General features: G+C 31.4%; 16 protein-coding genes. 13 read left to right on the plus strand and 3 right to left on the minus strand.

The window, feature by feature from the left end; translation table 11 throughout:
• Positions 1 to 344: 344 nt before the first annotated feature.
• The 13 genes from udk (at position 345) to B2989_RS13805 (ending at position 12,096) form a co-directional block, all read left to right on the plus strand.
• Positions 345 to 953 carry a uridine kinase gene (gene udk / locus B2989_RS13745; protein WP_145002328.1) on the plus strand — a complete coding sequence of 203 codons (609 nt, stop codon included), beginning with the start codon at positions 345 to 347 and terminating at the stop codon, positions 951 to 953.
• An 8-nt stretch (positions 954 to 961) separates the two neighbouring features.
• Positions 962 to 1,261 (plus strand): FtsB family cell division protein, encoded by a 300-nt coding sequence (locus B2989_RS13750; protein ID WP_292949522.1) that lies wholly within the window; start codon positions 962 to 964, stop codon positions 1,259 to 1,261.
• Positions 1,254 to 2,576 carry a methylmalonyl-CoA mutase subunit beta gene (locus B2989_RS13755; protein ID WP_292949524.1) on the plus strand — a complete coding sequence of 441 codons (1,323 nt, stop codon included), beginning with the start codon at positions 1,254 to 1,256 and terminating at the stop codon, positions 2,574 to 2,576. Before B2989_RS13750 ends, B2989_RS13755 begins: the two co-directional genes overlap by 8 nt.
• Before the next feature lie 14 nt (positions 2,577 to 2,590).
• Entirely contained in the window at positions 2,591 to 3,274 is a 684-nt protein-coding gene (locus B2989_RS13760) for a hypothetical protein (protein ID WP_292949527.1), read from the plus strand.
• Positions 3,275 to 3,333: 59 nt separating this feature from the next.
• Complete coding sequence (gene scpA / locus B2989_RS13765; RefSeq protein ID WP_292949530.1) at positions 3,334 to 5,457, plus strand: methylmalonyl-CoA mutase; 2,124 nt, start codon at positions 3,334 to 3,336, stop codon at positions 5,455 to 5,457.
• Positions 5,458 to 5,463: 6 nt separating this feature from the next.
• Positions 5,464 to 6,054 (plus strand): hypothetical protein, encoded by a 591-nt coding sequence (locus B2989_RS13770; RefSeq protein WP_292949533.1) that lies wholly within the window; start codon positions 5,464 to 5,466, stop codon positions 6,052 to 6,054.
• Between the two features lie 292 nt (positions 6,055 to 6,346).
• A complete protein-coding gene (locus B2989_RS13775; protein WP_145002341.1) occupies positions 6,347 to 7,111 on the plus strand; it encodes a ParA family protein in 765 nt (254 codons plus the stop codon).
• A 3-nt stretch (positions 7,112 to 7,114) separates the two neighbouring features.
• Positions 7,115 to 8,023 carry a ParB/RepB/Spo0J family partition protein gene (locus B2989_RS13780; protein WP_145002343.1) on the plus strand — a complete coding sequence of 303 codons (909 nt, stop codon included), beginning with the start codon at positions 7,115 to 7,117 and terminating at the stop codon, positions 8,021 to 8,023.
• On the plus strand, positions 8,013 to 8,654 hold the full coding sequence (locus B2989_RS13785) for a DUF5683 domain-containing protein (protein WP_292949540.1): 642 nt from the start codon (positions 8,013 to 8,015) through the stop codon (positions 8,652 to 8,654). The genes B2989_RS13780 and B2989_RS13785 overlap by 11 nt, the downstream gene beginning before the upstream one ends.
• Before the next feature lie 14 nt (positions 8,655 to 8,668).
• Positions 8,669 to 9,373, plus strand: coding sequence for a 4-hydroxy-tetrahydrodipicolinate reductase (gene dapB, locus B2989_RS13790; protein WP_292949543.1), 705 nt, complete (start codon positions 8,669 to 8,671; stop codon positions 9,371 to 9,373).
• Positions 9,374 to 9,448: 75 nt separating this feature from the next.
• A complete protein-coding gene (gene lepB / locus B2989_RS13795) occupies positions 9,449 to 11,140 on the plus strand; it encodes a signal peptidase I (RefSeq protein WP_292949546.1) in 1,692 nt (563 codons plus the stop codon).
• A gap of 26 nt (positions 11,141 to 11,166) precedes the next feature.
• Positions 11,167 to 11,784 carry a WbqC family protein gene (locus tag B2989_RS13800; RefSeq protein WP_292949549.1) on the plus strand — a complete coding sequence of 206 codons (618 nt, stop codon included), beginning with the start codon at positions 11,167 to 11,169 and terminating at the stop codon, positions 11,782 to 11,784.
• The gene (locus tag B2989_RS13805) at positions 11,785 to 12,096 is read left to right on the plus strand and encodes a DUF6122 family protein (protein WP_292949552.1); all 312 of its coding nucleotides are present in this window, start codon (positions 11,785 to 11,787) and stop codon (positions 12,094 to 12,096) included. It begins immediately after the preceding gene.
• Positions 12,097 to 12,134: 38 nt separating this feature from the next.
• On the opposite strand, the gene B2989_RS13810 is transcribed toward B2989_RS13805, so the two are convergent.
• Genes B2989_RS13810 through B2989_RS13820 form a run of 3 tightly spaced genes read right to left on the minus strand, consistent with a single transcriptional unit; the run spans position 12,135 to position 14,855 of the window.
• A complete protein-coding gene (locus tag B2989_RS13810; protein ID WP_292949555.1) occupies positions 12,135 to 13,151 on the minus strand; it encodes an endonuclease/exonuclease/phosphatase family protein in 1,017 nt (338 codons plus the stop codon).
• A gap of 16 nt (positions 13,152 to 13,167) precedes the next feature.
• A complete protein-coding gene (locus tag B2989_RS13815; protein WP_292949558.1) occupies positions 13,168 to 14,025 on the minus strand; it encodes a rhomboid family intramembrane serine protease in 858 nt (285 codons plus the stop codon).
• Positions 14,026 to 14,027: 2 nt separating this feature from the next.
• A complete protein-coding gene (locus tag B2989_RS13820; RefSeq protein ID WP_292949561.1) occupies positions 14,028 to 14,855 on the minus strand; it encodes a rhomboid family intramembrane serine protease in 828 nt (275 codons plus the stop codon).
• Positions 14,856 to 14,857: the final 2 nt, after the last annotated feature.

The following is a 14,857-nucleotide window of genomic DNA, read 5'->3' on the forward strand; positions in this document are numbered from 1 at the left end:
CGGGCTACGCTACACCCCGAATTGATTATCATTTCCTCAAAGGTTTTCCTTTTTGGAGGTGCAAATATACATCTTTTCTTTAAACTAAAACCAGAAAAATCATTAAAATTCTAAATACACAGGACTACAACATCTAAACATATTAAAAATCAATGACTTAATCTCAAGAATTTATTCTAAAATCATAAAATATTTCACTTTATTTTTTAATCAAAAGCTAAAGTTTATTAAAAAATTACAGCAAGACGCACACAATAACAATTTACCAAATTAATACGTTATAAAAATACCAATTAGATAACTTAGAATTATTAAATTTGTCACCAAAGATTTAATAATAGAATATGCTTATAATTGGAATTGCAGGAGGTACTGGTTGTGGAAAAACAACAGTTGTTAATCAAATTTTAAATCAGTTGCCTGAAGGCGAAGTTGGGATAATTTCTCAAGATTCGTATTATAAAGATACAAGCCACTTGTCTTATGACGAACGAATCAAAATCAACTTTGACCATCCAAGATCTATAGATTTTGATTTGCTAGAGCAACATCTAAAAGATTTAAAAGATGGACAAATCATAGAACAACCTGTGTATTCATTTGTAAAACACAACAGAACAGGAGACACCATCAAAACAAAACCAAGAAAAGTTATGATAGTGGAAGGTATTTTGATACTAACACATCCTGAGTTAAGAGAAATGTTTGATATTAAAATATTTGTTCATGCAGACAGCGACGAACGATTAATAAGAAGATTAAAACGAGATATCACTGAACGAGGAAGAGATATAGACGAGGTTTTAGCAAGATACCAAAACACACTAAAACCAATGCATCAACAGTTTATACAACCAATGATGGAATATGCTGACATAATAATACCTAACAATAAGTATAATACTGTAGCAGTGGACATTGTTAAGACCATTATTAACGAAAAACTACAATAACAAATACAATGAAGTGGTACAAAAACATATACATAATTATCCTTATCAGTTTTGGTGTATGGATGATTTTTTTTGACACCAACTCATTAATAAGTCATCACGAAGTCAACCAAGAATACAACAAGCTGGAAGACGAGAAAGATTACTATAAAAAAGAAATTGCAAAAGATAAAAAAGCTATAAAAAAACTAAGTACAGAAGATGGTTTAGAGACTTTTGCAAGAGAAAAATATTACATGAAAAAAGAAAACGAAGATATTTATATCATCGAGTATGAAGACAGTTTAAAAATTAAAAACAATGACTAAATCCCTTTTTTCTGCATTTGAAAAAGTATCATCTAAAGCTTGGAAACAAAAAATCCAAGTAGACTTAAAAGGTGCTGATTACAACGATACACTAATTTGGAAAACGACTGAAGGTATTGATGTACGTCCTTTTTATCATCAAGACGAAATGTTGGATACTTTAAAACTGCAACCACAACAATGGTCAGTTGGTCAAATTATTTTTGTTCAAAATGAAAAAGCGTCTAATAGTAAAGCCATAGATGCTATTGAAAGAGGTGCCGAAACCATTAAATTTATAATTCCAAATAAAGAAACTTCTGCTTTAAAAACACTTGAGAATATAGATTTAAACGCTACTAAAATACAATTAGAATTACTATTTTCAGATTCAGAATATATCAGTAACCTAAACACAATAGCTTCTAACATACAAGTTATTGTTGACCCTGTTGGTCATTTGGCAGCTACAGGAAATTGGTTTGAAACCACTAACAATGCGCTTGTTTTATCAAATCAAATTACAGTTAACACCACGACTTATCAAAATGCTGGTGCTTCAATTATACAACAATTAGCTTACGGACTAGCGCACCTAAACGAATACTTTAACGATAAAACCTACAATAGTACGGAGTTAAAAAAAGTGTATTTTAATACAGCTATTGGTACTAACTATTTTTTTGAAATAGCAAAACTTAGAGCCTTACGTTCGCTATATAATACCTTAGCAGCAGAGTACAATTGCCAAGCTCAATTAATTATTAATGCTATTCCTACCAAACGTAATAAAACAATTTACGATTACAACACCAATATGTTACGTACTACTACAGAGTGCATGAGTGCTATACTTGGTGGTGCAAACACAGTATTTAATTTACCTTACGATGCCATTTACCATAAAGACAACGAGTTTGGAGAGCGTATAGCACGTAATCAACTTTTAATTTTAAAAAACGAAAGCTATTTTGACGCTGTAAATAATGCATCAGATGGTAGTTATTATATTGAAACATTAACAACACAGTTAGCAGAAAAAGCTTTAACCTTATTTAAAGATATTGAAGCTAATGGTGGTTTTATTGCTCAGTTAAAAGAAGGCATTATTCAGAAAAAAATTAAAGAAAGTGCAACCAAAGAACAAGACTTGTTTGATAATGGTAAAATCACATTATTAGGAACTAATAAACATCCTAATAAAGACGATAAAATGAAAGATGAATTAGAGTTATTTCCGTTTTTAAAAACTAACCCAAGAAAAACTCTGATTATTCCTATAATAGAAAAAAGACTTGCTGAAACTTTAGAACAAAACAGATTAAAAACCGAATAAATTTTTACTTAATTATGAACACACGTATTTTTAAAATAGCCTTAGTATTGATTATAACTTTTAATGTAAGTTGTAAAAAAGCTGAAGTAAAATTAGCTGAATTTAAATACGCAGACCTACCTAAAGCAGTAAATTGCAACTCTGGATATGACGACTTATTAAGTGAGGCATTGTATGCTTTTGAACAGGACATAGTAAATAAATACGATCCTAAAACAAAAAATAAACTTAGAGCTTACAGAGCATATATAAGTAATTATATTTCAAACAGAACCGCTTTAGAGCAAACCGTTACTCCACATACCAAAGCGGTATATGATGTATTAAAATCTAAACAAGAATTATGGGATGGTAACCATTTAAATTATAATAGTACAGCTATAACTTGTATAATAGACAGTATAAAAGACAAAGGATTACAACAAACTTTAAATGCTTTAAAAAGTACAAATAGCATGAATTCTGAGATATTTGCTCCACCATTACGAAGCAATACGTCTTATTCTAGAGACTCAAACCTAGCGACTTTTATAGCATTAGACTTATTTTATTCAAAATTTAATACAATAGATTTTACAACTTTAGACTTATCTCTTAATCAACCTAAAGATCAACCAATAGATTTTAATAAAAGACCTGTCAATGCACCTGTAAAACAACAAAAGGAAGAAGATCACACAGGTCACAACCATAATTAAAACGATTACGTTTTAAATTTATATGGCAGCTTATTAAACACAACAAACATAATCAGACAATGTCCAGAAAAGACCTTCAACATATAACGCTAAAAACAGATAGTAAAAGTGCTAAGCCTTTAACTAACACGCCTTTTTTAACTGCTGAAGACATACCTGTAAAATCAGAATACACCAAAGATGATTTAAAAGAGGTTAGTCATTTAGATTTTGTTGCTGGGTTAGCTCCAAACCTTCGTGGACCATATAGCACAATGTATGTCAGAAGACCATGGACCATACGCCAATATGCAGGTTTTAGTACTGCTGAAGAGAGTAATGCCTTCTATAGACGTAATCTAGAAGCAGGTCAAAAAGGACTATCCGTTGCATTTGATTTAGCCACACACAGAGGGTACGATTCCGATCACGAACGTGTAGTTGGTGACGTTGGTAAAGCAGGAGTTGCAATAGACTCTGTTGAGGACATGAAAGTTTTATTTGACCAAATTCCGTTAGATAAAATGTCTGTATCTATGACCATGAATGGTGCAGTATTACCAATAATGGCGTTTTACATTGTAGCTGCAGAAGAGCAAGGTGTTAAACCAGAGTTATTAGCTGGAACCATACAAAATGATATTTTAAAGGAGTTTATGGTACGTAATACTTACATCTATCCTCCTACGCCTTCAATGAAAATTATATCGGATATTTTTGAATACACTAGCAAAAATATGCCTAAATTTAATAGTATAAGTATTTCGGGATACCATATGCAAGAAGCTGGTGCAACTTGTGATATCGAACTGGCTTATACATTAGCAGATGGTCTAGAATATATAAAAAAAGGACTAGATGCAGGAATGGATATTGACACTTTTGCGCCTAGACTATCCTTTTTCTGGGCAATTGGTATGAATCATTTTATGGAAATTGCCAAAATGCGCGCTGCACGAATGCTTTGGGCAAAAATGGTAAGTCAATTTAATCCTAAAAACGAAAAAAGTTTAGCCTTACGTACACACTGTCAAACAAGTGGTTGGAGCTTAACAGAGCAAGATCCATTTAATAATGTGGCGCGTACAACTATTGAAGCAGCTGCAGCTGCATTTGGTGGTACACAAAGTTTACACACAAATGCTTTAGATGAAGCTATAGCTTTACCAACAGATTTTTCGGCACGTATTGCACGTAACACTCAAATATTTTTACAAGAAGAAACTAATATTACAAAAACAGTAGATCCTTGGGCTGGAAGTTTTTATGTAGAAAAACTAACTCATGATATTTCAGAAAAAGCATGGTCTTTAATTGAAGAAGTCGAAGCACTTGGAGGTATGACAAAAGCGATTGAAGCAGGAATACCTAAACTTCGTATTGAAGAAGCTGCTGCACGTAAACAAGCACGTATTGACTCTGGTCAAGATATAATTGTTGGTGTTAATAAATATGTTTTAGACCAAGAGGATGCTATTACAACCTTAGAAGTTGATAATCAGACTGTACGTCTACAGCAAATAGAAGGTTTAGAAAAAATTAAAGCTGAAAGAAATACAGACCAAGTTAATATAGCGCTAGCAAATTTAACCGAAGCTGCTAAAACAGGTCAAGAAAATTTATTAGCTTTAGCTGTAATAGCAGCTAGAGAACGCGCTACTTTAGGCGAAATAAGTGATGCATTAGAAGCTGTTTTTGGACGTTATAAAGCACAAATTAAATCTTTTTCAGGCGTGTATAGCAAAGAAATTAAAGACGATAAATCTTTTGCAAAAGCAAAAGCATTGGCAGATCAATTTGCAGAGCAAGATGGTCGTAGACCTCGTATTATGATTGCCAAAATGGGACAAGATGGACATGATCGTGGTGCAAAAGTTGTAGCTACAGGTTATGCAGATGTTGGTTTTGATGTGGATATTGGACCATTATTTCAAACACCACATGAAGCAGCAAAACAGGCAGTAGAAAATGACGTACACATACTTGGTGTGTCATCATTAGCTGCTGGACACAAAACATTAGTGCCTCAGGTTATTGAAGAACTTAAAAAGTATGGTCGCGAAGATATTATGGTAATTGTAGGAGGTGTTATACCTAAACAAGATTACCAATATTTATTTGATGCTGGTGCTGTTGCTGTTTTTGGACCTGGAACTAAAATTAGCGAAGCTGCGATTAAAATTTTAGAGATTTTAATAGATTAGAATCACATGGGACTTTTAAAAAAAATATACATAACTATAATTACGTTTGTAGTACTAGTGTCTTGCGGAAGTAGTAATGATACTGGTAGCGCAGATGCTTCTATTGTTTCAACTAAAAACATAAATACAACTTTTAATAATGAGTACAGACGTCATATTAAAGAGTATTATGGGCAAATTGAAAGTAAAGAATATGAAGTCATCCGTAAAAAAATAGAGCAAGAATTGCCTTATAAAATTTCACCACAAGACGCTGTTTTAATCCATTTTAGACAACAAGCTGACAACTGTATTTCTATGCGTGAAAATGGGTCAAATTATTTAACAAGCTTAAAATTTAATTTAAAAATGTCTTCTAAAGTTTCAAGAGGTCAAGGTTTATCAGACTTTTTTGTATTTACTAAAGATGCTTATTTAATGGATCGTGTAGCTATGAAAAATAATTTCATCATGGATTCTGGTTTCTTCTCAAATAATATTTTTACTGAGCGTGAAATGTGTTCTGCATTTATTATCATAAAACCAAACGGGAAATTCTTAAAATATTATGGTGAAGATTATTATACTAAAATTAAAGATTTTTTAAGCACTGACTAACAGTTGCTTATAAAAAATGAGCTTATTCTTAGCTATTTCTGTTTAAAATAAAATGATATCAAAAATCAGATAACTATTAAAAAAACAAAGTAGTTAAAAGCCCTAACTTATTCTAAATCTTTGTTTTAAATTTTATAAATCAACAAATTATCTAATAGTTACAACTGCTAGCACTAAAGTTTGATTAAGTGTTAACAACTAACATTTCATTTCCTCATAAATAATTGTATTTTTACGCTGGACTTTTAGCTTTAGTTAAAAGCTAAATTTCAATTAAAACCAATTCAAATTAATGGGTAAAATAATAGCAATTGCCAATCAAAAAGGTGGTGTTGGTAAAACAACAACCTCTGTTAACTTAGCTGCATCGTTAGGTGTTCTAGAAAAAAAAGTACTATTAATTGATGCAGATCCACAAGCAAATGCATCATCTGGTTTAGGGATTAATGTTGAAAATGTAGACATTGGTACCTATCAATTATTAGAACATACAAATACAGCAAGAGAAGCTATTGTCAAGACTGATACACCTAATCTTGATATAATCCCTGCTCATATTGACCTAGTTGCTATTGAGATTGAATTAGTGGATAAGGACCAAAGAGAATACATGCTAAAAAAAGCATTACAGGATATAAAAGATGATTATGACTATATACTTATAGATTGTGCACCATCATTAGGTCTATTAACCCTTAACGCTTTAACTGCTTCAGATGCTGTAATTATTCCTATCCAATGCGAGTATTTTGCATTAGAAGGTTTAGGTAAGTTATTAAATACGGTTAAAAGTGTTCAAAAAATACATAATCCAGAATTAGATATTGAAGGATTATTACTAACCATGTACGATTCGCGTTTACGTTTATCCAATCAAGTGGTGGAAGAAGTACAAAAGCATTTTAACGATATGGTTTTTAAAACCATCATACAACGTAACGTAAAACTAAGTGAAGCACCTAGTTATGGAGAAAGCATTATAAATTATGATGCTTCTAGTAAAGGTGCAAGTAACTATTTAAGTTTAGCTAAAGAAATTATTACAAAAAACTCCTAATTTATGGCGAAGGCAACCAAAAAACAGGCTTTAGGACGTGGACTTTCAGCATTATTAAAAGATCCCGAAAACGATATACAATCTGCAAAAGATAAAAACGCAGACAAAGTAATAGGTAATATAGTCGAGCTAGATTTAGACTTTATTGAAATGAATCCATTTCAGCCTAGAACTAACTTTAACGAAGAAGCTTTACGCGAATTAGCATCTTCTATTAAAGAGTTGGGTATTATACAACCCATTACTGTTAGAAAATTAGGATTTGAAAGTTACCAATTAGTCTCTGGAGAGCGTCGTTTTCGTGCTTCAAAATTAATAGGATTAGAAACAGTACCTGCCTATATTAGAATAGCAAATGACCAAGAAAGCCTAGAAATGGCATTGGTTGAAAACATACAACGTCAAGATTTAGATCCAATAGAAATTGCTTTAAGTTACCAACGTTTAATTGACGAAATCCAACTAACACAAGAGCAAATGAGCGAACGTGTTGGTAAAAAACGTAGTACTATTGCTAACTATTTACGTTTATTAAAATTAGATCCAATTATCCAAACTGGTATGAGAGATGGATTTTTATCAATGGGTCATGGTCGTGCTATTATAAACATAGAAGACCAAAATATACAGTTAGAAATTTACGAAAAAATACTAAGCAATAAATTATCTGTAAGAGATACTGAAACTTTAGTACGAAACTACAATACGACTAACGAGGTTAAGACGCCTGTTAAAAAAGAAGCAGAAGAATTACCAAAATATGTTAAAAAAGGTGTCGTTGCTTTTTCTGAATACTTTGGACACAAAATAGACGTTAAAGTAGCTAGTAATGGAAAAGGGAAAATAACCATTCCGTTTCATTCAGAAGAGGATTTTAATCGTATTAAAAAGTTAGTAGAAGGTGATAAATAAGTCACACATACTTGTTATTATATGTTGTTTCATTTGTGCACTATCTTTTGCGCAAGAAGGCTCTGATTCTACGAAAGTAGAAATAGAAAGCGTACCTGATACCAAAGTATTAAAAACAAGGAAGAAAAATAAAAAAGAAAAAGCTGTCATAATCGACTCAACTGTTTTAAAACAAGTTAAAGCGTATGACCCATTAGCTCCATCTAAAGCTGCTTTTTACTCTGCAATATTACCTGGTTTAGGTCAGGCTTACAATGGTAAGTACTGGAAAATCCCTATTGTGTACGCTGCTATTGGGACAGGTGTCTATTTTTATATTGACAATAACAAGCAATATAATCGTGTAAGAGATGCTTATAAAAGAAGATTGGCTGGTTTTAGTGATGACGAGTTCCAGAACAGGTTAACCGATGATGGTTTGCGTGAAGCACAAAAAAATTATAGAAGAAACAAAGAGCTATCCTTACTAGTTACCTTTGGACTATACGCTTTAAATATTATAGATGCCAATGTTGACGCGCACTTGCTTCAATATAACATTAGTAATGACTTAAGTTTAAGACCGCATTATAAAATTGAAGAATTTGATAACGTTGGACGCGTTGGTCTATCTTTAAATTTTCAATTTTAATTAAATACTATTTCATGAAAATCGCTTTACTAGGCTATGGTAGGATGGGAAAAGCAATAGAAGCTATTGCTTTACAACGTGGGCACACCATAGTAATCAAAACGTCTCAAGATAAAGATTACGATATTACGACTGCAGATGTTGCTATTGACTTTAGTGTCCCATCTGCTGCTTATAATAACATTAGTAATTGTATAAACCATAATGTACCTGTAATATCTGGTACCACAGGATGGTTAGAAAAATATAACGCTATAGTTTCGCTTTGCGAAAAACAAAAAGGAGCTTTTATTTATGCTTCTAATTTTAGTTTAGGCGTTAACATCTTTTTTGAACTTAATCAATACTTAGCTAAAATGATGGCTAAATTAGAAGATTATAAAGTTGATATTGAAGAAATACACCACACACAAAAACTAGATGCTCCAAGTGGAACTGCTATTACTTTAGCCGAAGGTATTATACAAAATAATAAGGCTTACACGAGATGGGATTTAGAAAAAGCTAAAGACCAACAGAGTATTGCAATACAGGCAAAACGTATTACAGATGTACCAGGAACGCACACGATAAGTTATAATAGCCCAATAGATACCATAAAAATTGAGCACGAAGCACATAATAGGCAAGGTTTTGCTCTTGGTGCAGTGATTGCTGCTGAGTGGATTATTGATAAAACTGGCGTATTTACTATGAAAGATGTGTTAAATATTGAGTAACTTTATTATTTTTAACAACATTTGTAACTAACAACTAATCAAAGTCTTTTAGACAACTACCTTAATAAAAATAATATGGACGTAACACAGTGGATTATATTTTTCTTTGTCATACAAATTTTACATGGTTTAGCTACTTGGAAACTATACATTAAGGCAGGAAGACAAGCTTGGGAAGCCTTTATACCTGTGTATAATGCTGTTATTTTAATGAAAATTATAAATAGACCTTGGTGGTGGACCATTTTACTGTTTTTACCTATTGTTAACTTAATTTTGTTTCCGGTAGTTTGGGTAGAAATTGCTAGAAGTTTTAAAAAAAACACTGCACTAGATACTTTTTTAGCCATATTTACATTAGGTTTTTATAGCTTTTATTTAAACTATGCTGCCAAAGACCTAAATCACGTTAAAGACCGAAGTTTACAACCAAGAACAGAGTTAGGTGACTGGGTAAGTTCTATATTATTTGCGGTTGTAGCTGCTACTATTGTGCATACTTATTTTATACAACCTTTTGTTATTCCTACGTCCTCTTTAGAAAAAACATTATTAGTTGGTGATTTCTTATTTGTTAGTAAAGTACACTATGGTGCACGTACGCCAGAAACAACTGTTGCTTTACCAATGATTCATGACGCTATTCCTGGAACATCAACACCTTCATATTTTAAATTCCCACAACTACCTAAATTTAGATTTCCTGCATTTCAATCTATAAAACGTAACGATATTGTAGTTTTTAATTGGCCTGTAGATACTCTAGTTGATATTAATAATGAAAATGGTGGTATTAGATATAAACCAGTAGATAAAAAGACTAATTACGTAAAACGTTGTGTTGGATTACCAGGTGATACATTATCAATTAAAGATGGTTATGTACACATAAATGGTAAGAAAAACGAATTACCAGACAGAGCTAAATTACAGTTTTTTTATAAAGTTATTCTTAACGATGTTTCTGCTGAGTCCATTTACCAAAAATATGGTATCACAGAAAATTATGAACGTTACGTATTTAAAACACCTACTGATAACTGGAACAAACCAGAGTTTCAAAATTACTTAAAAGTTAAAAAGATTGGAACAGAAGTCCTTAAACAAGACTCTACTGAGGTTAGGTTTTTATCAAATTTAGATCAAAAATCATTCGATTTATTAAAATTAGAAATTGCTGAAAAAGCACTTTATGTTAACTTAACAGAGGATTTAGCTAATATAATGACTAGCGATCCAGATGTTTTAACGGTAACTAAAGATCTATCAAATAGTACAACCGAAAACATTTTTCCTAAATCACCAGGTTATACATGGAATCGTGACTTTTTTGGCCCATTATATATTCCTGAAGCAGGAAAAACTATTGCACTTACTTTAGACAATTTACCACTTTACAAACGTGCTATTACAGCCTATGAAGGAAATACACTTAAAGTAAACGGTAACCAAATATTAATTAATGACAAGGTTGTAGACTCTTATACTTTTACTGAAGATTATTATTGGATGATGGGAGATAATAGACACAACTCACAAGATGCCAGAATGTGGGGATTTGTACCGTTTGACCATGTCGTTGGAAAACCTGTATTAGTTTGGATGAGCTGGGACTCTAACGCCAAAGGTATTAACAAAATACGCTGGAATAGATTATTTACTACTGTTGGTGGTAATGGAAAATTGACCTCATATTTCATTCCGTTTTTAGTATTATTAGGTTTAGTCTATGGATTTAATAAATACAGAAAACGTAAAAAAGCGTAGTCAATACTAATAGATTGTACTAATTAATGGACATTTTACTTCATCCTACCTATTTTCCAAGCGTTGCTCAGTTTACTGCTATAGCAAATGCTAATAGTGTAACGTTTGAAATTAATGATAACTATCAAAAACAGTCTTACAGAAACAGAACCTATATATACGCAGCAAATGGAAAGCTACAACTAAGCGTTCCTGTTATTCATAGTCATAAAGCACGTCAGTTATACAAGGATGTAAAAATAAGTGATCGCGAAAAATGGCAGTTATTACACTGGAAAAGTTTAGAGTCTGCTTATCGTACGTCACCTTTTTTTGAGTTTTATGCAGATGAATTACAACCACTTTTTAAATTAAAGTCAGAATTTATATTTGATCATAATTTAAAATGTTTTGAGATTATTACTGAGTGTTTACAATTGGATATTACACCAAAATTTACAACAACATTTGAAAAAGAACCAAAAACACTTACCGATTTACGCTTTTTAACAAATGCTAGGCAAGAACAGCCTAATGTTTTTGAAACTTACAACCAAGTGTTTACAGAAAAGCATGGCTACATTAATAATTTAAGTATTTTAGACTTGTTATTTAATGAAGGTACAAACGCACTACCCTATTTAGAAAGCCAAATACAACCTTAAATGTATAAAGACATTATACATTATGGCATTCATTTTATAGTACCTGTAATCGTTGCTTTACTATTTTTTAAAAAACAATGGAAGTACGCTTTAGGGATCATGCTACTTGGCATGCTAATTGACTTAGACCATTTATTAGCTACTCCTATTTTTGCGCCTAATAGATGTAGTATTAATTTCCATCCACTACACTCCTACTATGCGATTATTTTTTATATGGCATTACTAATACCTAAAAAAACAAGGATTATAGGATTAGGATTGGTTATACATATTATTGCCGACTTTACGGATTGCATGATGATGACTTAGTCATACTTAATCATGCCTTAGTTTAATAGTTACAATAGTTAAAAACTAACTTTAGTCATTATTGGATAATGGTCCGAAAACTCCACATCAAAGGTCTTAAAACTATTGACTGTCCATGATTTATCTACTAATATAAAGTCTATCCTTAACGGAAAAAATTTAAAATTATAAGAACGTCCAAAACCATTACCCTGTTGCTTAAAGGTGTCTTTCATATCATCCTTTATAGCATTGTAAACATATGAAAAAGCAGAATTGTTAAAGTCTCCAGAAATAATGACTTTATAAGGACTTTTTTTCTTGTGCTCTAAAAACAATTCGGTTTGCGTTTGTTGAAGCTTGAAAGTCTTTCCGATTCCGTTTAATAATTTTTCAGAATTTTCGGTCGTTAAGCTTTGAACTCTAGGATCAATCCTTAGCGATTGAAGATGTAAATTATACACTCTGAAAGTATCTTTACCTTTAACTATATCAGCAAATATGGCATTATTGGCTGTATTAGGAAAATTAACAGAACCCGAATTAATAATTGGATATTGAGAAAAAATAGCTTGACCTAATTTAGTTTTTTTACCTTCTAGTTTTTGATAATTATATTTATAAAACGAAAAATCAATATTATCCTGAGGATGATACTCTTGAATACATAAAATTTGCGGACTTTGCTCCTTAACAAATTGGACTAACTTTAAATCTATATCCTTTTCTGGTATCCAATCATAAAGATTAAATAAACGGACGTTATAATTCATTATTGACAAACTTTCAGCATCGTCTTCTTCCCAATTAGAAAATTTATATAAGGATCCAAATAAAAAATAACCAATAGAGATAACTACAAGTGATAATAACAGTTGCTTTTTGATTTTAAACAACCAATACACAAAAAATAAAACGTTAAGCAAGATTAATAAAGGAACGCCTAAACTTAAAACTGAAAGTATTGCAAAGGTTTTTGGAGGAATGTTAGGTAAAACATAAGAGAGTAGTAACAAAAAAGCCACAATGGAATTGATGATAAAGACAACTTTTTCGAAAAATCTTAAGTTTTTCATATACACTAATTAGTGACTACTTTCCTGCTTTAAATAGATATTCTTTTTCTTCTTTAGACAAACTATCATATCCACTTTTACTTATTTTGTCTAAAATAGTATCAATTTTTTTCTGGTTATTAAATTGATTAAACTCTTCTTTTTTATAACCTGCTACTTTACTTTTTTTATGAACCGTTTTCATTTTTACTTTTTGTTTAGCTTTAAATAACATACTAAACCAATCCATAAAACGTCCAAATCCAGTTCCAATATCTTGACCTTTGACTAATTGTTTAGCATATACATAACCTAAAATAGCACCTCCAAGATGCGCTAAACTACCACCTTGATTATTTCCGTTTACAATACCTAAAATGTCAAGACCTATAAGTACTGCTCCAATCCACCATAATTTAAGATTAAACGTAAAAAACCTTATATCCTTGTTGGGCATATAAGCACAGATAAAAATAAGTAATGCTCTAACACCTGCTGAAGCACCTAAAACATAAGCATTAGCAGTAAATATATTAGGAAAAATATTATAGCCTAATAAAAAGACTAATCCTCCTGTTATAATACCCATAAAATAGATATTTAAAGCCATTTTAGGACTAAACAGATTTAACATCATACGTCCTAAAAAATAAAGCCATAACATGTTAAATAATAGGTGTAAAAAATCAAAATGTAAAAAACCATAACTAACTATAGTCCATGGTTTACTTAAAAAAGCCCAAAAGTTACTAGGCAAATATATCCATGAAAAAAAACTAGGTATAACCTTTCTAAACAAAGCAGCAAATAGAAAAATAATAACATTTAGTGCTATAATTTTTTCTAAGACATTAAGTCTTGCATATTTATATTTAAGTTGCTCTATTTGATTCATTTTTATCTATCCCAACGGTTTTTATTAAATTGTGTTTTACGCCAATACCACATAATTATAAACCCTATAATTGCACCACCAACGTGAGCCAAATATGCTGTATTGCTTGGGCTAAAAAAGGATTGACCAGTAAACGCTGATATTACATCCAATAGTATAATTCCTGGAATAAAATATTTAGCTTTAATAGGTATAGGTAAGAAAATCATCATTAACTCTGCGTTTGGATTCATCATACCAAAAGCTGCTAAAACACCCATAATACAGCCTGATGCTCCAACCATTGTACTATTGTGGATTAATACATTAGTCTCAAATAATGCCTGATAAGACGCCTGATTAATTACACTTGCGCTAATATTATTATCTGCTAAATACACGGTTAGTTGTTCTTGTAAAAGTTGTCCTGTGTATTGGTTACCATCTAAAATATTAAAATTAATAATATCATTAATAGCGGTTTTACTTAAACCAGACTCCATTAAACTTTTTAAAGCAGGAAGATAATCCCAATAATAACCTGCTAATTGGAACAATACAGCTCCTAAACCAGCAGAAAAGTAAATAAACAAAAATTTATTTCGACCTAACCGTTGCTCAACTGGACCTCCAAACATCCATAATGCAAACATATTAAATAATAGATGTGTAAATCCACCATGCATAAACATGTGCGTTACTACTTGCCAAGGCTTAAAAGCATCACTTGCAGGAAAATGCATTGCAAATAAATCATAAAACAAACGACCATCTCCAACAGTCATTGTACCTACAAACATAAGTACGTTTATGATTATTAAATGTTTTACAGTATCTGTTATTCTCATCATAC

Origin of the sequence: Olleya sp. UBA1516 (genome assembly GCF_002323495.1) — a bacterium.
Lineage (GTDB): Bacteria > Bacteroidota > Bacteroidia > Flavobacteriales > Flavobacteriaceae > Olleya.